Raw genomic sequence first — 20,465 nt, 5'->3', positions numbered from 1 at the left:
TCGGGCCGCTCCCGGTGGATGACCGGGTCCGGGGGCGGCCCGGTGGGGCGTGCGCCCAGACCGCCGGGCCGCGGGCCGGTGCCGCGGCTCGTGGGGGGGCGGGCGGGGCTACTTCCAGGTGTCGGTCAGCGTGGTTCCCGATGTGCCGCTGCCGGCGGTGCGGTTGGCGCCGGATTCCCAGGTCACGTTTCCGGCGGCGTCCTTGAGGATGTACTTGTACTCGAAGGACGTGTTCGGCGGCAGATCGACGGCGGCGGACCAGTTCGTGCGGTCCGACGAGGTCAGCGGCAGCGCCGAGCGGGGGTCCCAGCCGGCCAGGGCGGGGATCGAACCGACGACGAAGACCGACTGGCCGGTGGGCGCGGTCCTGGTCTCGTGGAAGACGACGGTCGCCTGACCGCTGCCGCCGGAGGACTGCCGGCCCCACTGGTCGGCGAGGGTGGAGGCCGCGGTGCCGGTGGCCGCGGCGTGGTTGCCCGTCGGCTCCCAGGTGACGTTCCCGGCGGCGTCCTTGGAGATGTACTTGTACTCGAAGGACGTCCCGGCGGGAAGATCGACGGCGGTGCTCCAGTGGGTGCCGTCGGTGGAGTCGAGCGGTACGGCCTTGCCGGTGTTCCAGGCGCCGAGCGCCGTCGGCGATCCGACCAGGTACACCTTCTGGCCGGCGGGGACGTTCGCCGTCTCCTGGAAGGTCTCGGTCACCGTCCCCGCGGGCGGCGTCGTCGGAGGAGTCGTGGGCGGGGTGGTGGGCGGCGGGCTGCTGGTGCCGGTGCCGTACAGGGCGACGGCGTCGCCCGCCGGGACCGTCACCGTGGCCGTGCCGGAGGAGTCGACCGTCACCGTGGGGCCGCCGCAGGCGCCGTCGGCGTCGGGGGTGGAGTGGATGACGTCGCAGTAGACGCCCGCCGCCAGGCCGGTGGTGAAGGTGCGGGTGAGCGCGCTGCCGCCCTTGTTGAGGGCGATCCAGGCTCTGCCGCCGCGGGAGAAGGCGATGGCGTCGCCGCCGTTGTCCCACCAGTCGGTCACCGCCTGGCCGGCGGCGGCGTTGTGCCAGCCGACCATGTTCGCGATGCCCTGCACGCGGTCCGTGCAGATCCAGGCGCCGGAGGAGCAGTCGGTGGCGGTGACGTGCCCGTCGGCGTCGGCGGGCGGGGAGTCGTCGTGGCCGTTGAAGGCGTAGCCGGAGAACACGCTCGGGGCGCCGTAGCCGTAGGCGAGCATGAACTCGGTGGCCAGCGTGTACTGGCTGCCGTTCTTGTAGTTGAGCGTCGAGCCGTCCCGTTCGGTGTCATGGTTGGTCACCATGACACCGTCCTTGTCGGCCGGCTGCAGGCCGGAGGAGGCCAGGTTCTTGAGGTTGGCGAGGCTGCCCTGGAACGCGGACTTCACGGCGTAGGCGAAGTCGAAGCCGATCACGCTGCCGTTGGACTCGAACGCGGCGGGGGCGAGATCGCCGCCGCTGCCGGGGTAGACCTCCTGCAGCACGTAGGGCCTGCCGCCCCACTGGGTGTCGCTCAGACGTGACTCGATGTCGGCCATGTCGGCCTGGTTGATGTGCTTGGCGGCGTCCACCCGGAAGCCGTCGACGCCGTAGCCGATCAGCTTGTCGAGGTAGCCGGCGATCTTGCCGCGGACCGCGTCGGTCTCGGTGTACAGGTCGTTGAGGTTGGACAGGTCGCATTCCTGGACCTGTTGCCGGTTGTTCCAGTCGTTGATGGTCAGGCCGGAGTTGGGGCAGTTCGCCGGATAGCTGTGGAAGTCGGCGGGGCCGTAGGGCACTTGGCTGTAGGTCTTCGCGTGCGCGTCGAAGGCGGCGCCCCCGTAGGAGTCCGTGCTGGACTGGTCGCCGCCCGACATGTGGTTGATCACCGCGTCGGCGTAGACCTTGACGCCGGCCGAGTGGCAGGCGGCGACCATGGACTTGAACTGGGCCTCTGTGCCCATACGGCTGTTCAGGTCGTATCCGACCGGCTGGTAGACCTCCCACCACGGATGCGACCCCGACAGCCGGATCGAGTCCTGCGGCGGGGAGACGAGCACCGAACCGTACCCTTTGGGCCCCAGCACGCCGGTGCACTCGGAGGCGACCGACTGCCAGTTCCACATGAACAGGTTCGCGGTCACGTCGCTGCCGTTGCCCGCCGCCCGGGCGGTGGCGCCGCCCTGGATCACGGCTATCGGCACCACGGCGCCCGCGACGAGCGTCCCGACGGCGGCCAGCCCCCGGCGCCTGACGGCGAGGCGCCTTCTTCGGGTACGTGGCCCGGCGCGATGCGAAGAACGGAACATGGCGACTCCTGTGCAGCTCAGGGATGACGGACTTCTTTCCTCGAACCCCGTCCCTCCCGACGCGCCACGGAAGGAACAGCACACCGCGCCCGCCCGACCCACCCCACAGCGGACGGCCGTGCGGGCCGTGGTCCTGCGGTGCCTGGCGCGACGACGACCCTGCCGCGCCTCGATCCGGCCGTCAAGAGATCATGCAAGGGTTTACAGAAACATGCGCAACGGCTCTGGCGGCGGCCTGACTTCGGTCCTCGGCCGGAGAAGAGCCGCTACCTGCCGGTCGAGGGTCGCGTCGGCCTCGCTCGGGGCAGCCTCGGAGCGGTGGCGGCTTGCAGCAAATCCCTGCAGGAACTTGCAAGCCCTCGGCGGCGGATCACCGCGCGCCCCGGTCGCGGACCGTCCTCGTCCTGCCCCTGGGGGCGTACCGGGGCGCCGCCGCCGGGAAGGCCGTTCGCCCGCCCGCCCGGCTACCCGGCTGGGCGGGCGAACGGGCGAACGGGCGGGCGGGCGGGCGGATTCAGCGGGCGAGGTCGCGGCGGCGGAATCCGGCCAGGCCGATCGCGAGGAACGCGGCGGTGACGAGGGTGATCCACAGCAGCCCCCACCAGTCGGGGTGGGCGGCGGTGACGTGCGGGACGTGGTGGAAGGGGCTGATGCCCAGGGCCCAGTCGGGCAGTTTGAACGTGGGTCCGAGGAGGGTGAGGGCGAAGGACGCGAGGACGCCGATCCAGGCGGCGAGCCTGATCTGGGGGCGGGCGCCGACGACCGCGACGGAGACGGCGGTGGCGGTCCAGACGGCGGGGACGGTGGCGACGGCCTGCAGCAGGACGTCCCCGACGCCGACGCCTATGCCGGCGGTGCCGGCGATCAGGGCGGTGACGACGCCGGCGACCAGGACGCCGGCGGTGGGGCCCGACAGCGCGAGCAGGACGTGTGCGCCGAGGTAGGAGGACCGGGGCACGGCCGCGGCCATGACCGGCTCGGCGCGGTCCTCCAGTTCCTCGCTGCGGACCTTCAGCATGGTCTGCACGCCGCTGATCGCGGCGATGATCCCGGCCAGGGACAGGATGGTGACGAGGAAGGAGGCGACGAGGGCGTCCGGGGTGGCGGCCCCGGAGGCCAGGACGGCGGCGGCCGCGGGGTTGCCGCTGAGCAGATCGGTGACGGAGGTGGAGAAGTTGCCGAAGACGACGCCGAGCAGGACGAAGGCGACCGTCCAGGACAGGACCGGTCCCCGGTTGAGGCGCCAGGCCAGGGCGAGGGGTGAGCGGACGGCGCCGCGGGCCGGCCCGGGGCGAGGGGCGAACGCCCCCTGCCCGAAGTCCCGCCGGGCCTGGAGGGCGAACGCCGCGACGAGCAGGACGACGGCCAGGCCGAGCCCCGGCAGCAGGGGCCACCAGGTGTTGCCGGCGGCGGGCTCGGTGCGTTCCATCCAGCCGAGCGGGGTGACCCAGGAGACCCAGTCGCCGAAGTCCATGCTGTCGAGGTAGCCGCGCAGGACGAACAGGCAGCCCAGCACCGCCACGGCGAGGGTGGAGGCGGTGCGGGCGTCGGAGCCGAGCTGTGCGGCGACCGCCGCGACGGCGGCGGACATCAGGCCCGTGACGGTGAAGGTCGCCGACAGCAGCAGCGTGTCCGCCCACCCGGCGCCGCACAGTCCGGTGACCACCGCGGAGACCACGCCGACGGCGAGGGAGGCGAGGGACGCCTGGGCGACGGCGACGGCCAGCCGGGCGGAGCGTCCCAGCACACCGGAGGCGAGGAGTTCGGCCTGCCCGGAGTCCTCCTGGGCCCGGCTGGCCCGGACGACCGCGAAGATCGCCATCAGCGCGGTGATGAAGCCGCCCAGCGCCAGGGAGCGCCAGGTGTTGAAGCCGTCGGTGGTGGACAGGTCGCGGGCGGGGCCGAAGATCAGGCCGAGGGCGGGGTTGCCGCCGACGGCGGCGGCCAGTGCCTTGCGGTCGGAGGCGTCGGGGAAGAGGAACGCGTAGGCCAGCACCGAGGATGCGGACAGCGCGGTGACGGCGGCGATCCACGGGGCGAAGGAACGGGCCTCCTGCCGCAGCGAGGCGCGCAGCAGCGGCCGGGTGCCGGTGAGGGCGGATCCCCCGGCGGTGCGGGGGGCGGCGGCGGTGCGGCTCATCGGGTGCCCCGTATGTCGTCGTCGTTGTCGTAGTGGCTCAGGAACAGGCTCTCCAGCGACGGCGGTGCGACGGTGAGCGAGGCGAAGCCGTAGGGGGCGAGGGCGGTCATCGCCTCCGTGAGCCGGGCCGAGTCCACGTCGGCGGCCAGCTTGCGGCCCTCCAGGCGCACGTCGAGCAGTACGCCGGCGGAGGCGAGGGCGGCGGCCGGGTCGGGGGCGTCGGGGAGGCGTTCGAGGACGGCGCGGATGCCGGTGCGGGCGTGGCCGCGCAGCTGGTCCAGGGTGCCGGTCTCCACCACCTTGCCGTCCCGGATGATGCTGATCCGGTCGGCGAGCGCCTCGACCTCGGACAGGATGTGACTGGAGAGCAGCACGGTCACCCCGCGCTGCTTGGCCTCCCCCACCACCTCCTGGAAGACCGCCTCCATCAGCGGGTCCAGGCCGCTGGTGGGCTCGTCCAGCACCAGCAGCTCCACGTCGCCGGCCAGCGCCGCGACGATGGCGACCTTCTGCCGGTTGCCCTTGGAGTACTGCCGGCCCTTCTTGCGCGGGTCCAGTTCGAACCGGTCGATCAGCTCCGCCCGGCGTTTCTCGTCGATGCCGCCGCGCAGGGCCCCCAGCAGGTCTATCGCCTCCCCGCCGGTCATCCCCGGCCACAGCGAGACGTCGCCGGGCACGTAGGCGAGGCGGCGGTGCAGCGAGGTGATGTCCTTCCAGGGGTCGCCGCCCAGCAGGCGCACGGTCCCGGCGTCGGCGTGGAGCAGGCCGAGCAGGATCCGGATGGTGGTGGACTTGCCCGCGCCGTTCGGGCCGAGGAAGCCGTGCACCTCCCCCCGCTCCACCCTCAGGTCCAGGCCCTTCAGGGCCTGGTACTCGCCGAAGGACTTGCTCAGCCCCTCGACATCGATCACCGCATCCTGGGAGGCCATCGGACTTCTTTCGCCGGCGACAAGTATTTCCACAAACGTAGAACTCCACAGGTGTGGAAGTCAACGGGAGTGGATATCCTTGGGGCGTGAGCGAGACCGACGAGCAGCCGACGCGCAGGAAGCGGCCCAGCGGCCGGCGGACCGGGGACTCGGGGACCCGGCAGGCGATCCTGGGCGCCGCCCGCGACCTGTTCGCGCAGCACGGCTACACCGGGGCCTCCATGCGGGCCATCGCGGGGCGGGCGGGCGTGGACGCGGGCCTGATCCGGCATTTCTTCGGGGACAAGAGCGGGCTGATCGCCGCCACCCTCGCCGAGGGGACGACGGCCCCCGACCGGCTCGTCGCGGCCCTGCGCGGGGATCCGGGCACCGCGGGCATGCGCCTGACCGAGACCTACTTCGCCCTGTGGGAGGCGCCCGACACCGGGCCCACTCTGGCGGCGGTGCTGCGTTCGGCGTTCACCAGTCCCAAGGCGATGGACCTCCTGCGGGCCTCGGTGGGAACCCGGATCCAGGAACAGGTCATCGGCGTCCACGGCGATCCGGAGCGCGCGGCGGGGGCCGCCCTCGCGGTGTCGCATCTCCTGGGCGTCGCCATCGCCCGCTACGTCATCGAGGCGGAGCCGCTCGCCACCATGGACCGCGCCGATGTCGTCGCCCGCGTCGCGCCGGCCGTCCAGCGCTACCTCGCCGGGGAATCGGGCCACTGACGCGGGCAGGAGCCCGCCGCCCGGGCGCCGCTCCCCCGCCCGCCGGTGCACGGCCGATGCCGGTCCGTCGCACGGGGCGAGGACGAGGCGCGCCGGCCGGACCGCCACCCAGGTCCTGGCGGGCTTCGCGGCTCAGGCCGACTGCCGGACGACGACCCGGGCGCGCGGGGGGCGCAGGTCTCCCGCGTCGTGTCCCAGAGCGAGACGCGCGCTGAGCCGCCCGTGGGTCTCCCCGTCCACGTTGACCGTGGTGAGCGAGGGAACGCAGTAGGCGCCGTACCCGTTGTCGTCGAAGCCGATGACGGCGATGTCGTCCGGGACGGCGCGGCCGAGGTCGCGCAGGGCCGACAGCACACGCAGGGCGACGTCGTCGTTGAACCCGGCGATCCCGGTCACCTCGGGTGCGGCGGCCAGGAACGCCGCTACGGCTTCGGCGCAGGCGGCCGGCTCCCGCGGGGCCACGAACGAGGCGGGTTCGGGCACCCCCAGGTTCTTCGCGGCGTCCGCGGTGAGCCTCAGGCGGGTCTCGGCGAGCGGGGACTCGGTGTCGGGCAGGGCGACGGCGACATGGGTGTGGCCGTGACCGGTCAGGTGGCCCAGTTGCAGCGCCGCGTGGGCGGCGAGTCCGTCGCGCCAGCCGCCGCCGATGTCTTCGAGGGCGCGGCCGGTGAGGTAGTTCTCGCCGAAGCGGATGACGGCGCGGGGGGCGATGGCGTCGAGGACCTGCTGAGTGGACTTGGGCGTGTGCCGGCCGTGCCGTACGAGCAGGACGTGGTCGTACAGGGCGAGTTCGGCGTCGAGCCCGCGGATGTAGCTGCGGGAGTACGCGCCCTCCATGCCGGAGTCGATGTTGAGCACGACCACGCGGGAGGCTCCCTCCCGCAGGGCCCTGGCGACGCCGTGCGGCACGTACCCGAGGTCGCGTGCGGCTTGCTTGACCCGGTCCCGGGTGGCGGCCGAGATGCTCTGGCGGGGGTCGTCGTTGAGGACGAAGCTGACGGTGGCGCGGGACACTCCGCTGGCCGCCGCGACGTCGTTCAGCGTGACTCTGCGGGAAGCGCCCATCACCCCTGCTCCGATGCGGTCCGTGTGGCGCACCCCCTGCTGGGGCGGCGCCCCCATCGTAGGCCCTGACGGCACGCCTGGGTCCGTCTCGTGGCGCCGCACTCGCGGCGTCGGCGGCCGTGGGACGGGGGCCGGGACGGCGAGGCCGGGGCGGCGGCGCGGACCGGTTCCGGCGGGCCGCGCCGGCCCCGCGTCGTGCGCCGCCCCGGGGTCCGGGCGACCCGGCGTACGGGGGGGCGCCTTCCGCGGACCGGGCGGCGGGCGCCCGGTCGGCCGCGGGGGCGTTGTCGGGGGTGTCGCGGGGGTGTCGGGGGGGGCGTTGTCGGGGGCTCAGGCGAAGACGACGGTCTGGTTGCCGTTGCGGATGACGCGGTCCTCGGCGTGCCAGAGGACGGCGCGGGACAGGACGGCGCGTTCGACGTCCGCACCGCGGCGGGCGAGGTCGGCGGCCGTGTCGGCGTGGCTGACGCGGACCACGTCCTGCTCGATGATCGGGCCCTCGTCCAGTTCCTCGGTGACGTAGTGGGCGGTCGCGCCGATCAGCTTCACCCCGCGCTGTTTGGCCTTGGCGTAGGGTCCGGCGCCGATGAAGGCGGGCAGGAAGGAGTGGTGGATGTTGATGATCGGCACTCCCAGCTCGTTGATGAAGTCCGCGGACAGGATCTGCATGTAGCGGGCGAGGACGACGAAGTCGACGTTGCCCTTGAGGAGTCTCAGGTGTTCGGCCTCCGCAGCCGACTTGTCCGGTCCCGTCGACGGGATGTGGAAGAAGGGGATGCCGAAGCCGCGTACCTCTTCCGCGGTGTCCGGGTGGTTGGACATCACCATGGCGATGCTGACGGGGAGTTGCCCCCGGCGGTGGCGCCACAGCAGGTCGAGGAGGCAGTGGTCGGACCGGGAGGCGAAGATCGCCACCCGCTTGGGCACGGACAGGTCGCGCAGGGTGCAGGTGAGCCCGTACTTCTTCGCCAGCTCCCGGTCGAGGTCGGCGCGCAGGCGCGGGAGCGCGGCCCGGAGACCGTCGAGGGCGAAGACGGTGCGCTGGAAGAAGGCGCCGCCCTGCGGATCGTCCGAGTACTGGTCCAGGGACACGATGTTCGCCCGGTGCCGGGACAGGACCGAGGTGACGGCGGCGACGATGCCGGTGGCGTCGGCGCCCTGGACGATCAGTGAGGCCAGGTGACCGCTCCCGGCGGTCCTCGCGGGAGCCGGCGCGGCCTGCGTGGCGGTCATACGTGGTGCTCCTTCCTGAACCGGGCGATCCACTCGGACGTGGCCCGCAGGCCGCCGAAGGTATAGAAGTGGATCTTGATGTCTCCGTGGCGGGCCGGGTCGTATCCCTCGGCGAGCGCGTGCAGGAAGCGGTCCGGGCCCGCGGTGCCCATGAGGTTGGTGATCGACAGACCGTACTTCTTGGCGATCGAGGCGCTGGTGCCGACCCCGAACCGGGCCGCGTAGGACATCAGACGCCGTACGCCGGCCGGGCCGGGCACTCCGATGCGCACGGGAAGGGTGATGCCCTGCTCGCGGAGCTGCGCCAGCCAGGCCAGGACCGGGTCGACGTCGAAGCAGAACTGGGTGATGACGCCGCCGTCGAGCCGCCGGGCGCGCAGCGCGGCGCTCTTGTCGCGCAGCGCCGTGCGCAGGACGTCCGCGGCGATGTCCGGGTGGCCCTCCGGGTAGCCGCTGATGCCGACGTGGCGGACGCCGTGCTCCTGGAGCAGTCCGGATTCGATCAGTGCGAGGGAGTCCTCGTACGGGCCCTTCGGCCTGGCCGGGTCGCCGCCCACGGCGAAGACGTTGTCGCAGGCGCCCTCCGCCCGCAGCGCGGCGAGGAACTCGGCGAACTCCGCCCGCGAGCCGAGGCGGCGGGCGGACAGGTGGGGCACGGGGACGAAGCCGAGGCGCTTGACGGCCCGTGACGCCTCCAGGCGCATCCGGAGGTCCTCGTTGCCGAGGAAGGTGATGTTGATCCGGGTGCCCTGGGGGATGGTCTCGCGGGCCTCCTCGAGCTTGGCGACGTCCTTGCCGGTCATCTCCAGCGAGAAGTCCTCCAGCAGCAGGGCGCCGACCGCCGTCCGTGCGGTGCTCAGGGGATTCATCGTGCTCCTTGCGGATCGGGGCAGCGGGCCGCGGGGGTGGGCGACCGTGTCCGTCCGGCCGTCCGTCCCGGCCGGGCCCGCCTCCTGTCACGCGTCGCGCCGGTACTCGGTGCGGGCGTGCCGGTCGTACGGGCTGGGCTGGACGGTGGCGCGGATGCGCGGGAAGTCGAGGTCGGCCCCGGGGGCGGCGCCGGGGCCCGGGTGCTCGCCCCAGACGATCTCGACCCGGGTGCCGGGAGCGGCGTGGGCGGGGGCGACGAGCGCCGTGGCCAGGACGGTGCCGGCCGGGTCGATGGACGCGATCTGCATGGTCGTGCCGGCCGTGCCGGCCGCGGTCTCCACCCGGTCGCGGGCGTAGCTGAGGACGAATCCCGGGTCCTCGCCGCCGCCGATGACCCGGCGGACGTCGTCCGGGTCGAAGACCAGGGTGACCTTGCGGCGCAGGCTCTCGTCCTCCTTGGCCTTCAGCAGGGCGTCGCGGCCCAGGAAGTCGTGACCCCAGTGGATCAGGCGGCCGTACCCCAGCTCGAAGGGCGAGACGTAGTAGTCCTCGATGTCCGGCGAGAAGAAGGTGCCGCCCAGCGGCCGTTTGCCCTCGATGCCGAACAGGGGCAGCCAGGCGCGGTACCCGGCCAGTTCCGGATCGGTGTAGATGCCGGGGGTCGGGGAGGGGATCCAGCCGCTCTCCACGCTCGGCGTGGCGTAGGCCAGCGCGCCCACCCGCACCAGGCCGAGGGGCTCGCCGGCCTCGACGAAGGCATCGTGCACACGGGCGGCGTGCTCCCACGGGCCGATGAACTCGTAGCCGGCCTGACCGGCCATGCCGTGCCGGAGCGCCGCGAAGGAACGGCCGTCGAGGGCGACCGGTGTGGAGTGGAAGAACTTGGTCCGGGGCAGCGGGCCGCCGAAGACCTTCTCGATCAGCTCCAGCGCCAGCGGGCCCTGGAGCTGGTAGCGGAACAGCTTCGGGTCGCCGCCGCCGGGGCGGAAGGCGGAGGAGGGGTCGGTCTCGAAGGAGACGTCGTAGCCGCCCTTCTCGGCGTGGTACTGAACCCAGTGCTGGGCGGCGGGGATGCCGGAGAGCAGGTACTTGTTCTCGGCGTGCCGGGCCAGGATGCCGTCGGTGACGATCTTGCCGTCGCGGGTGACCGGGACGTACTGCTTGGCCTGGCCGATCGCGAACTTCTCGAAGTCGTTCGTGCCGTGCTCGGCCAGGACGCGGGTGGCGTCGGGGCCCTCGATCCACATGTCGTACATGTGGTGCGACAGGTTCAGCAGGGCGACGCCCTCGTGCCAGGCGGCCTGCTCCCGGCGCCACCCTGCGTACTCGCGCCGGACCACCTCGGGGGTCCATGGCTCGGCGTTCGGCTGCCACAGCAGCCCGATCGGCGAACCGGCCTTGTCGATGCCGTCCTGAAGGCTGGGAGTTGCCATTGCGGCTCCTGTTCAGGGTCCGTGGATCCCCATCGGTCGAATCGGTCCTGTCGGTCGCCCCCGCGCCTCGCTCGGGCGGCTCCGGCAGACACCACTAAATCGATCTAGCGCAAGTTAACAGACACGCTCGGGACTTGGCGAGACCCGTGCACGGCATCGCGCCGGGGCGCCTCACGCCGGGGTCGTCCCCTCTCCCCGGCTCGCCGGTGCGGCGGGGTCAGCCGGTCGTGTCCGCTCCGGCCGCCTCCCGCCGCACCGGTCTCGACCGGCCGTCATGTCACACCCGTGACGCCCCGGCAGGGCGCCCGGCGCCCGGCCTCACTTCGAGAGGACGTCGTTCGTGAGGTAGAGGGGCATGGAGTCCTCCCACTGGCTGTCGGTCAGCATCCTCTTGTCGGAGCCGTCGGCGTTCATGCTGAAGATCTGGCCGTAGGGCTGGAAGGTGTCGTCGTACAGCGCGGCCTCCTCGCGGAAGCCGTACATGCCGCTGTTGTAGAGGATGCGGCCGTCGTAGTTCCACACCGCGTGGGCGTCGTTGGCGCCGCTGCTGGTGAGGACCTTCAGGCCCGTTCCGTCGGGCTTGATGGTGCACACGTCGAAGTTGGTGGCGCTCGTCCTGCGGGTGAAGAGGATGAGCTTGCCGTCCCAGGACCAGTCGGGCAGGTTGTCGGACTCGGTGGTGAGCACCGTCGTCGTCCTGGTCTTGAGGTCGAGGATGCGCAGGCCGTTCTCCTGGCCCCAGACCCGGTACACGATCTTGTTGCCGTCCTCCGAGTAGCTCGGGAATCCCGCGTTGGTCGAGCCGTCCGTGAGCACCTCGTAGGAGGAGCCGTCGCTGGGCACCCGCACCAGGACCGCGGTGTTCGTCGCACGGGTCTGGAACCACCCGCCGACACCGAACGCGATCCACTTCGCGTCGTGCGACCAGGTGGGCCGGAAGGCGCCGGCCAGCCCCTTCGCGACCAGTGCCGGGTCGAGCCCCGAGGCGGCCGTGTCGAAGACGACCTTCTGATCGGTGCCGTCCGCCTTCATGGTGACGATGGAGGAGTTGCCCAGCTGCTTGTTCGTGATGGCCAGCCGCCCGTCCTTCGACAGTGCGGGGAAGACGTCGCAGAAGCGGTAGTCCCAGTCGGCGTCCCAGCTGTAGAGGGGGGCGTCGAGCGCGCGGGTCGTGTAGTCGGGCTTCTCGTAGATCACCGACCGCCCGTCGGGGGTCCACACCGGTGAGCGCAGGGACCGTTTGACGGAGGGCAGCGTGCCCGAGACGTAGGCCAGGCCCTCGTCGGGTCCGCCCTTGACCAGGTAGCCGATCTCGGTCGAACTCACGTACTGGGGCGCGACCTTGAGGTTCGGGCCCGAGGTGTGCACCGTGCGCGCTCCGGAGGCCACGTCCACCGAGACGATCTGGGACTCGGCGATCCCGATGTCCTCGGGACGGTGGGCGCCCCAGGTGTCCTCGACGGTGAGTTCGTAGAACACGATCCGGGAGCCGTCGGGCGACCACTTCGGCGAGCCCTGGCAGTATCCGTCGCGGCTCGCGACCTGGCGGAAGCCGGTGCCGTCGGGCCGGATCACGTAGATGCTCAGCTCCTGCGTGTGTTCCCAGCCGGTGCCGTTGCCGTGGCCCCGCCAGACGGTGTTGCGGTCGCTGGAGAAGGCGATCCACTGCCCGTCGGGCGACCACGACGGCCGGAAGTGGCCGTCCGGGCCGGCCGGGTCACCCGCCAGCGCCGCCGTGCCCGTCAGATCGGTCAGCGCCTTCGTGCGCAGGTCCAGCAGCCATATCTGGGTCCTGCGGTCCGCCGACCGCGTGGACACGAAGGCCACCTTGGTCCCGTCCGGGGACGGCACGGCCCAGTCGTTCATCGCGGAGTCGACCACGAGGGGCTGGACGTTCGAGCCGTCGACGGCGGCCCGGTAGAGGCACGAGTTGCCGTCACCGGTGCGTTCCGACGTGAAGTAGACCCAGGCGCCGTCGGCGGAGACGGTGGCGTGGTGGTCGTAGGCCGCGTTCTGCGACAGCCTGCGTTCGTTCGTGCCGTCGACGTTCGAGATGTAGAGGCTCGAGGCGGACGGGCCGATGCGGTTCATCAGCATCACGCCCTTCTTGCCCGGCGAGGCCGCCGCCACGGCGAACGGCATCGGCAGTAAGGCGGCGGCCGCGACGGTGGCCGAGGCGGTGAGGAATGCTCGACGTTTCATGACAGGTGACATCACTGTCAGTCCCTTCGGTGTCGGCGAACGAGCGGGCCGCACCACAGTGAGCCCGGCGTGCGGGCATGGCTGACGGCTCCGGGGGCGAATCGCGGCGCGGCTAGTGCGGGGAGCGATGCTCGGCTCTCGTGCGATCACATGGATCGGCCGCACAGATTGTCGAACAAGCTGGGCGCGACCGTAACACCGGGGAAATCCACCGACAAGAGAAACGACAAGGGATGCACCGAAAAAACCATGTGGTCGCCAGCAAGGGTTCCCCGCAAGGCCTATGAATTGTCCGACAAACCGCGGGAAGTGTGTCCTGTGAGACGTCCGTCCGGGCTGCCTTCGCACCGACCGGAGAGCCGAGCGCCTCCGGTGCGCGGCACTGCCGGCAGGGGACGTCCAGTTGGTTTCGAAGCTGAACTTATGGCGCTGGACACGCACGGGCTTCCCACGCCTCGCTCGACGAGTGAGGCGGAGCCACCGCACCCTTGCGCCCCGCTCAACAGGGCCGTGAACGCCGGGTGTCACGGCATGGACGGGGCCTTGTCCCTCCGCGTGGCGGTGGACTACCGTTTCCGAACGACACCGTCGTGGAACTCCTAGGTAGTACCGCCCCGAAATCTTCTCACCGGCCCGCGTGCACGGAGCGTTGATGAGCGACATCGACCGCAAGCCGCCCCCTCCCCCCGTCCCCGCCGAACCGGGCGACGGCACGGCGCGCCTGAGCGGTTTCGCCTCCCTGAGGATCCGCAACTACCGCCTGTACACCATCGGGCAGTCCACCTCCGTGGTCGGCAGCTGGATGCAGACGGTCGCGGTGGGCTGGCTGGCACTGGAACTCACGCACAGCGGCACGATGCTCGGTGTCGTCACCGCCGCCCGCTATCTGCCGATCCTCCTGCTGGGCGCGTGGGGCGGTCTCGTGGTGGACCGTCATGACCGCCGCCGCCTGCTGACGCTCACCCAGATCTGCTTCGCCGTCCAGGGCGCGCTGCTCACCGCACTGTCCTGGGCGGGCCTGATGACGCTCCCGCTGCTCATCGTGTTCATGCTGGTGCTCGGCCTGGTCAGCGTCTTCGACAATCCCGCGCGCCAGAGCCTGATCAGCGAGCTGGTCGAACGGGAGTACCTGACCAACGCCATCGCGATCAACTCGACCCTCATCAACACCGCGAAGCTCATCGGGCCGGGCCTCGCCGGTGTCATCATCGCCGCCCTGGGTGTGACGCCCTGTTTCGCGCTGGACACCCTGTCGTTCCTGGCCGTCATCGCCTCCCTGCTCGCCCTGCGCCCCGCGGAGATGATCCCCACCGAGCGGGAGACCCCGGCCAAGGGGCAGATCCGGGCCGGCCTCGCCTACATCCGGCGCACCCCGCGCCTGCTGCACCCCATGGTCATGGTGTACGTCACGGGCATCCTGACCTGGGAGTTCCCGGTCAGTCTCCCGCTGCTCACCACCGACGGCTTCCACGCCGGCGCGCAGGGCTACGGCGGCTCGATGGCGGTCATGAGCGTGGGCGCCGTCGTCGGGGGGTTCGTGGCGGTACGGCGTCGCCGGGTCACCACCCGGTCCCTGGCGCTGTCGGCGGTGATCTGGGGCAGCCTGATCTGCGCCGCGGCGCTGGCGCCGAACCTGCCGCTGGCGCTGGCCGTTCTGGTGCTCGTGGGATCCGGGTCGATCACCTTCAACTCGTCGGCGAAGACCGTCCTGCAGATGGAGGCCGTGCCCCAGATGCGCGGGCGCGTCATGTCCCTCTGGTCGATCGGCTGGATGGGCGGCACCGTCATCGGCGCGCCGGCCGTCGGCGCGATCGGCGCCGCGTACGGTCCGCGCAGCGCGCTGCTGACCGGCGGGGTCGCCGCGGCGGCCGTCGGGCTGGTGATGCTCGCCGTGTCCCTGCCCTCGCGCCGTACGGCCGCAGCCGGCTGACACGGCCGCATGCGGGGGCGCGCCGTGCCGAAGGACACCGCTCGCCGGGTGCGGCCGGGAGTACCGGCGGCACCCGGGGCGTCCGGTGCGCGGGGGCGAGGCGAGTCGGCGGCGCCGGTGTCAGCGGCGGCGGACGGCGACGCAGTCCGGGTTGGGTACGGCGACGGACGTACCGGTGTCCGTGAGCCGGCCGGATCCCGGATGGACGCGGAAGAGGTTGACGCTGCCGCTCGCCTCGTTGGCGACGAACAGCCATCGCCCGTCGGGGTGCAGTGTCATGCTCCACGGGGTGACGCCGCCGCAGGGGACGCGCTGGACCTCGGTGAGCAGGCCGGTGCCGGGCGCGGCCGCGAAGACGACCAGGGCGTTGTCGCCGCGGTTGGAGACATAGACGTGCCGGCCGTCGCGGCTGACCGCCAGTTCGGCGGCGCTCGTGGCGCCGGTGTGCTCCGGCGCGTCGGTCGTCAGCGACTGCCGCTCCGTCAGGACTCCCCCACGCGCGTCCCAGTCCAGGACCCTGAGATCGGCGGTCAGTTCGCTCAGCAGGTAGGCCGTCCGCCCGTTCGGGTGGAAGGCGAGGCGGCGCGGGCCCGACCCCGGCGCCGTGGCGAAGGAACCGGGGCCTGCGGGGCCGGCGGAGATGCGGTGCGTCGCCCGGTCGTGGTCGTAGACGAACACCCGGTCGGCGCCGAAGTCCGCGACCAGGGCGAAGGCGCCGCTCGGGTCGACGACCACATGATGCGGATGCGGCCCGGCCTGGCGCGGACTGGGGCCCGAGCCGGTGTCCAGCACGCTGGAGGTCACCGTGCCGAGTGCGCCGTCGGCGGTGAGGGAGACCGTCACCGCGCGGCCGGCCGCGAAGTCGGCGACCAGCAGGGCGCCCGCGTCCGCGGTGGGGGCGAGATACGACAGCCCTCCACTGCCGGTCGGGACGGGCTCCGTCCCGATCTCCCCGGTCTGCCGCAGCGCCCCCGTGGCGTCGTCGATGCCGAAGGCGCGGACGAAACCGCCCTGTTCGGCGCCGGCGACGTAGAGGACGGGGCGGCGCGGATGCACCGCCACCCAGCCGGCGCTGATCTCCGCGACCGGCCCGAGCGGGGTCATGGCGCCCCGGACGGGGTCGAACCTCACGGCGTGCACCTGGTTCTGTCCCCAGGTTCCGATGTACAGCAGATCCTCGCTGCGGCCCGGCGCCGCCGCGGCCGGGCCGGCGGACAGCAGCGGGACGGCGCTCGCGGCGGAGGCCGCGGTGACGGCGGTGAGCAGGGCCCTTCGGGAGGGCCGTCGTGGTGGCCGGGCGCCGCGGTCGGCGTGGGGTGGCGGGGGCGGGGAATCGTTCATCGTGGGTGTTCCCTTCTCGTGCCGAGGCGTCGGAGGGTCAGTTCTTGGGCTGCGGCCGGCGGCGGGCCGCGAGGCCGAGGCGCTTGAGGGCGTACGAATCGAGCGCGGTCAGCACGCCGTTGAGGGCGAGCGTGAGCGCGACCAGGACGATCAGTCCGGCGAACTCGGCGGCGGCGTCGAGGTTCTGGGCCGCCGTGAACAGTTCGTGCCCCACTCCCTCGGAGGAGGCGATGAACTCGCCGCCGATGACACCGAGGATGGCGAGCGGGCCGCCCGTCTTGAGCGCGGCGAAGAACGGCGCGGCGAGCGTCGGGAGGGTGACATAGCCGAGCACGTGGTGCCTGCGGCCGCCCATCACCTGGACGACCTCGACGAGTTCGCGTTCCCGCAGCCGCAGGCCGAGGTAGATGTTGTAGAAGACGACGAAGGCGACGCCGGTCATGGCGATGGTGATCTTCGACCACTGTCCGATGCCGAAGAACAGCAGGAACAGCGGGGCGAGCGCGATCTTCGGTATGCCGTTGACGGCCGCGACGAGCGGTTCCAGCACCCTTCCCAGGAGGGGGAAGGAGCCCAGCACCAGCCCCATCACGGTGCCCGCGGCGACCCCGAGGCCGAAGCCGGCCAGCACCTCTATCGCGGTGACCTCGATGTCGTTCCAGCCGGTCGACGAACCGAGCATGTCGATCAGCGCGTCGTACACGTCGGTGGGCTTGCTGACCGCGTACTCGGGGACGACGGGGCCGCTCATCACCTGCCACAGGACGAGGGCGAGCAGGATGACCAGGATCCGCAGCACGATGACGGCTGCGGTGCTCTGCAGTCGGGCGCGCGCCGTCTTCGCGGCGGGCGCGGCCGTCTCGGGGCCGGTCCTGGTCACGGCCTTGTCGGTGACGGTTGCCATGGTCTGCTCTTTTCCGTTGTCGGTGGGCCGGGTCACGGCAGGTAGGTGTTGGTCCAGTCGTCCGCGGAGACGGACGCGTCGGGCACCGCGCCGATCGCGTCCTTGACGAAGGCGAGGGTCTTCTTCCACCCGGCCTCGTCCTGCTTGGCGCTCTCGGGCCAGTCCACCTGGCCGACCGAGGCGGCCAGCACGTCGTCGGGGGTGCCGGGCAGCGTGGTGCGGGCCGCGGCCAGCACCTTCGCGTCGCCGGACTCGTGGGAGCTGAGATAGGCCGTCGCCTCCTGGACGGCGGTGGCGAATCCCTTCACGACCTTCTCGTGGGATTTCGCGTAGCTCTTCTTCGCCACGACGACCTGTCCGTATCCGGCCTGCTCGTAGGCCCACTCGGGCACCTTGGCCGAGTCGGCGACCACGACGCCGTCGCCCTGGTGCTGGACCTGGAGCGGGATCGGCTCGGAGGTGATGAACCAGTCGACCTCGCCCTTGGTGAGGGCGGCCTTGTCGGCGGCGGGGCTCGGCAACGAGACCCACTTCAGCTTGTCCGGGTCGACACCGTGCGCCTTGAGGAAGATGCCCGCCTCGGCCTTGGTGTTGGCGGAACTGGCGCCGGCCGTGGAGTCGGCCAGGGCCTTGGCCACCTGGTCGGCGGGGGTGTCGGCGGTGAGCTGGTGCTTCTTGGCGAACTCGTCGCTGACGACTATGCCGAGCGGGTTGCCGCCGCCGTTGGTGGCGACCGAGACCTCCGGGAGCTTCTTGGAGAGGGCGGAGAGGAACCCGGTGGGGCTGGAGTTGAGGAACTGCACCGAGCCCGACTCCAGGGCCGAGGTGCCCGTGGAGGCGGTCAGCGTCACGTACTTGACCTTGATCTTCTGCTTCGCGAAGTAGCCGTTCGCGTCCGCCAGGCGGATGGACAGGTCGAAGACGTTGCCGCTGACGCCCACCGAGACGGTGGTCGTGCCGTCCGCGCCGGTCGAGGACGATCCGTCGTCGCCGCACGCGGACAGCAGTGCGGCGCCGAGGATCGCGGCGGTGGCCGGGGCGAGGCGGCGGGCAGTCGTACGGCGTCTCATGGGAACTCCTTTGTTCACCTGTTCACCAGGCCTGTTGGGTGTCGAAGAAGCGGGTCCAGAAATCGGTGCGCCGCGGGTCCGCGACAGGGATGGGGCGAAAACGTGCGCCGAGTTCCATGACCGTGCCGGCGTCGGGGTCGAACGCGGGCCAGCGGGGCAGACCGCCGCCGTTGGGGTCGCCGGTGGCGGCGAAGTTGATCCAGTAGGAGGAGAGGGTCTCGGCGATGTCGTGGTCCTGCTCGGTCCACGACGCCGTGCCGCCGGGCGGGTTGTGGAAGACGTAGTCGATCTCGGAGCCGTGCCAGGCACGTCTCGGACCGCCGCCCGGCGCCGGGGCGCGGTGGGTCCAGTGATACGTGTGCAGGCCGCGGGTGGTGTGCCGGCTCCAGTCCCTGCCCCACAGGTGGGTCGACAGACGGGAGTTGTCGCGTGCGGCCCGGGAGGCGGCCGCGGCGGCCTCGTCGTCCGTCGTCGCCGGGTACAGGCGCAGGAATTCGCCGGCCAGCTGCCCGAACTTGCGGTGCGCCGCCTCCACATGCTCCTGGAGCGTCACATGGACCGGCGGCGATCCGGGGCGGGGGGTGCGGCGGCCGGCCCGCAGCGCGGCGACCGCCGTCTGCGGTACGGCGCCGCTCTCGTCCAGGTTGTTGCCGGTGAGGTAGTCGACGTCGTTCTGGCCGCCCCGGGTGTACGTCTCGTCGTAGCCGGCCGGGATCGCCCACCCGTCGACGACCGGCCGGAAGAGCGGGGGTCCCGCCGGGCCGCCGGTCTCCACGGCCGTGTCGACGGGATGGTGCCCGTCGACCAGCTTGCTCCAGTGCAGAGCCCGCAGCCGGCGCACCGTGCGGGCGCCGTGCGCCCTCGCGTAGCGCTCTCCCGCCTGTTCGGCGTCGGCGGGAAGGCGGTAGGAGGTGGAGAGGTAGCGCAGTTCGGGGTCTCTCGCGTACCGGGCGTGGCTCTGGGCCACGGCCCGGTGGAAGAGTCCCTTGGCGAGCGGGGACATGGCCAGGAAGTTGACCATGCCCGCCCCCGCGGACTGGCCGGCGACGGTGACCCGGTCCGGGTCGCCGCCGAAGCCCGCCACATTGTCACGCACCCAGCGCAGGGCCGCAATACAGTCGAGCAGCCCGTAGTTGCCGGACGTTCCGTGTGCGGACTCCTCGCTCAACTCGCCGGTGGCGAGGAAACCGAAGGCGCCCAGACGGTAGTTGAGGGTGACGACCACGAGTCCCTTGCGCGCCAGGTTCTCGCCGTCGTAGCGCGGATGTGCTCCGGTGCCCGCGCGGAAGCCGCCGCCGTAGATCCACACGAGGACCGGGCGCAGCTCCGCGGTGGACGCGGCGCCGGTCCAGATGTTCAGGGTCAGGCAGTCCTCGCTCATCGGCACGTCGACACCGGTGGCCGCCGCGTCGGTGGGCGCCTGGGGGCACATCGGACCGAACCGGTCGGCCCGGCGGACCCCCGCCCAGCGCGGCGGAGGCTCGGGGGCCCGCCAGCGCCGTTCGCCGACCGGCGGCGCGGCGTAGGGGATGCCCCGGAAGACGGTCACCGAGCGGTCCTGGCACACGACTCCCTCGACGGAGCCCGCCTCGGTGTCCACGACGTGACGCATGTGGTCCTGCCCGCCCCGGCCGCCGGTCACAGGACCGGAGGCACCGGGGACTTGTCCAGCAGCAGCGCCCTGCGGGCGGAGCCGACGTGATGGCGCATCGCCGCGACGGCCGCGTCCGGGTTGCGTGTGACGATGGCGAGAAGGATGGCCTGGTGTTCCTCCAGCGACCCCGATCTGGGGTGCTGCGCGGAGAGGTTGCGGTACTGCCGCATCACCAGCGGGTAGAGCAGGGTGTCGTAGGCGCGGGCCAGGGTCGCCTGGTGCGCGGCGAGCTTGACCTGCTGGTGGAAGCTGCGGTTGCCGCGCGAGTAGGCCTCCTGGTCGCCGCGGGCCTTGGACTCCTCCATGGCCTGGAGGGTGCGGCGCATCTCCTCGATCTCCTCGGCGGTGGCGCGCTGTGCCGCCTTGCCGGCGAGCGCCGACTCCAGCGTCTCGCGGGCCTCCAGGATGTCCGCCGCCTCCTCCACGGAGAAACTCCGGGTCCGCACCCCGCGGTTGACCTCGCTGGTGACGTAGCCCTCCTGGGTCAGCCGCACCAGCGCGGAACGCATGGTGCTGCGGGACACGTCGAACATCCTGGTGAGGTCCGCCTCGGTCAGCCGGGCGCCGGGCGGGACGCTGCCCGACAGCAGCAGCGCGCGAAGTCCCTCGTACGCCTGGCTCTGCCGGGTGCCCGATGTCCGCGCCCCGGTCATGTCGCCGTCGTGGTCCACCTGGACCGCCCTTCCGTTGCGTGG

Annotated in this window: 15 protein-coding genes; 2 read left to right on the top strand and 13 right to left on the bottom strand. The window is 72.0% G+C overall.

Annotated features, from left to right (window positions below):
• Nucleotides 1–108: 108 nt before the first annotated feature.
• The 3 genes from K7787_RS09080 to K7787_RS09070 all read right to left on the bottom strand — a co-directional run bounded on the left by K7787_RS09080 (nt 109) and on the right by K7787_RS09070 (nt 5,358).
• A complete protein-coding gene (locus tag K7787_RS09080) occupies nt 109–2,187 on the bottom strand; it encodes a carbohydrate-binding module family 20 domain-containing protein (RefSeq protein ID WP_308036315.1) in 2,079 nt (692 codons plus the stop codon).
• A 616-nt stretch (nt 2,188–2,803) separates the two neighbouring features.
• Nucleotides 2,804–4,429, bottom strand: coding sequence for an ABC transporter permease (locus K7787_RS09075; protein WP_223001058.1), 1,626 nt, complete (start codon nt 4,427–4,429; stop codon nt 2,804–2,806).
• On the bottom strand, nt 4,426–5,358 hold the full coding sequence (locus K7787_RS09070; protein ID WP_223001057.1) for an ABC transporter ATP-binding protein: 933 nt from the start codon (nt 5,356–5,358) through the stop codon (nt 4,426–4,428). Before K7787_RS09070 ends, K7787_RS09075 begins: the two co-directional genes overlap by 4 nt.
• An 86-nt stretch (nt 5,359–5,444) precedes the next feature.
• On the opposite strand from K7787_RS09070, the gene K7787_RS32085 reads away from it, so the two are divergent.
• Entirely contained in the window at nt 5,445–6,068 is a 624-nt protein-coding gene (locus K7787_RS32085; RefSeq protein WP_164388992.1) for a TetR/AcrR family transcriptional regulator, read from the top strand.
• 132 nt (nt 6,069–6,200) lie between these two features.
• On the opposite strand, the gene K7787_RS09060 is transcribed toward K7787_RS32085, so the two are convergent.
• The 5 genes from K7787_RS09060 to K7787_RS09040 all read right to left on the bottom strand — a co-directional run bounded on the left by K7787_RS09060 (nt 6,201) and on the right by K7787_RS09040 (nt 12,871).
• Nucleotides 6,201–7,133: a LacI family DNA-binding transcriptional regulator gene (locus K7787_RS09060; RefSeq protein WP_223001056.1), complete on the bottom strand. Its 933-nt coding sequence runs from the start codon at nt 7,131–7,133 to the stop codon at nt 6,201–6,203.
• Between the two features lie 330 nt (nt 7,134–7,463).
• On the bottom strand, nt 7,464–8,366 hold the full coding sequence (gene purU, locus K7787_RS09055; protein ID WP_164390697.1) for a formyltetrahydrofolate deformylase: 903 nt from the start codon (nt 8,364–8,366) through the stop codon (nt 7,464–7,466).
• Nucleotides 8,363–9,235: a methylenetetrahydrofolate reductase gene (locus K7787_RS09050; RefSeq protein WP_050790947.1), complete on the bottom strand. Its 873-nt coding sequence runs from the start codon at nt 9,233–9,235 to the stop codon at nt 8,363–8,365. The genes purU and K7787_RS09050 overlap by 4 nt, the downstream gene beginning before the upstream one ends.
• 87 nt (nt 9,236–9,322) lie before the next feature.
• The gene (locus K7787_RS09045; RefSeq protein WP_223001055.1) at nt 9,323–10,669 is read right to left on the bottom strand and encodes an aminomethyl transferase family protein; all 1,347 of its coding nucleotides are present in this window, start codon (nt 10,667–10,669) and stop codon (nt 9,323–9,325) included.
• Between the two features lie 318 nt (nt 10,670–10,987).
• The gene (locus K7787_RS09040; protein WP_247720694.1) at nt 10,988–12,871 is read right to left on the bottom strand and encodes a hypothetical protein; all 1,884 of its coding nucleotides are present in this window, start codon (nt 12,869–12,871) and stop codon (nt 10,988–10,990) included.
• A gap of 652 nt (nt 12,872–13,523) precedes the next feature.
• On the opposite strand from K7787_RS09040, the gene K7787_RS09035 reads away from it, so the two are divergent.
• Nucleotides 13,524–14,801 (top strand): MFS transporter, encoded by a 1,278-nt coding sequence (locus K7787_RS09035; protein WP_106434116.1) that lies wholly within the window; start codon nt 13,524–13,526, stop codon nt 14,799–14,801.
• A gap of 120 nt (nt 14,802–14,921) precedes the next feature.
• Here K7787_RS09035 and K7787_RS09030 read toward each other — a convergent pair whose 3' ends face one another.
• Genes K7787_RS09030 through K7787_RS09010 form a run of 5 tightly spaced genes read right to left on the bottom strand, consistent with a single transcriptional unit; the run spans nt 14,922 to nt 20,441 of the window.
• Nucleotides 14,922–16,142: a lactonase family protein gene (locus K7787_RS09030; RefSeq protein ID WP_223001053.1), complete on the bottom strand. Its 1,221-nt coding sequence runs from the start codon at nt 16,140–16,142 to the stop codon at nt 14,922–14,924.
• A gap of 37 nt (nt 16,143–16,179) precedes the next feature.
• Nucleotides 16,180–17,046, bottom strand: a complete 867-nt coding sequence (locus K7787_RS09025) for an ABC transporter permease (RefSeq protein ID WP_203622185.1) — start codon at nt 17,044–17,046, stop codon at nt 16,180–16,182.
• A 32-nt stretch (nt 17,047–17,078) separates the two neighbouring features.
• Nucleotides 17,079–18,116 (bottom strand): ABC transporter substrate-binding protein, encoded by a 1,038-nt coding sequence (locus tag K7787_RS09020; protein ID WP_009193150.1) that lies wholly within the window; start codon nt 18,114–18,116, stop codon nt 17,079–17,081.
• A 22-nt stretch (nt 18,117–18,138) separates the two neighbouring features.
• On the bottom strand, nt 18,139–19,728 hold the full coding sequence (locus tag K7787_RS09015; protein WP_223001052.1) for a carboxylesterase/lipase family protein: 1,590 nt from the start codon (nt 19,726–19,728) through the stop codon (nt 18,139–18,141).
• Nucleotides 19,729–19,754: 26 nt separating this feature from the next.
• Complete coding sequence (locus K7787_RS09010; RefSeq protein WP_164390683.1) at nt 19,755–20,441, bottom strand: GntR family transcriptional regulator; 687 nt, start codon at nt 20,439–20,441, stop codon at nt 19,755–19,757.
• Nucleotides 20,442–20,465: the final 24 nt, after the last annotated feature.

The organism is Streptomyces sennicomposti, assembly GCF_019890635.1.
Classification (GTDB): domain Bacteria; phylum Actinomycetota; class Actinomycetes; order Streptomycetales; family Streptomycetaceae; genus Streptomyces; species Streptomyces sennicomposti.
This window is presented reverse-complemented; position numbering and strand designations above follow the sequence as displayed.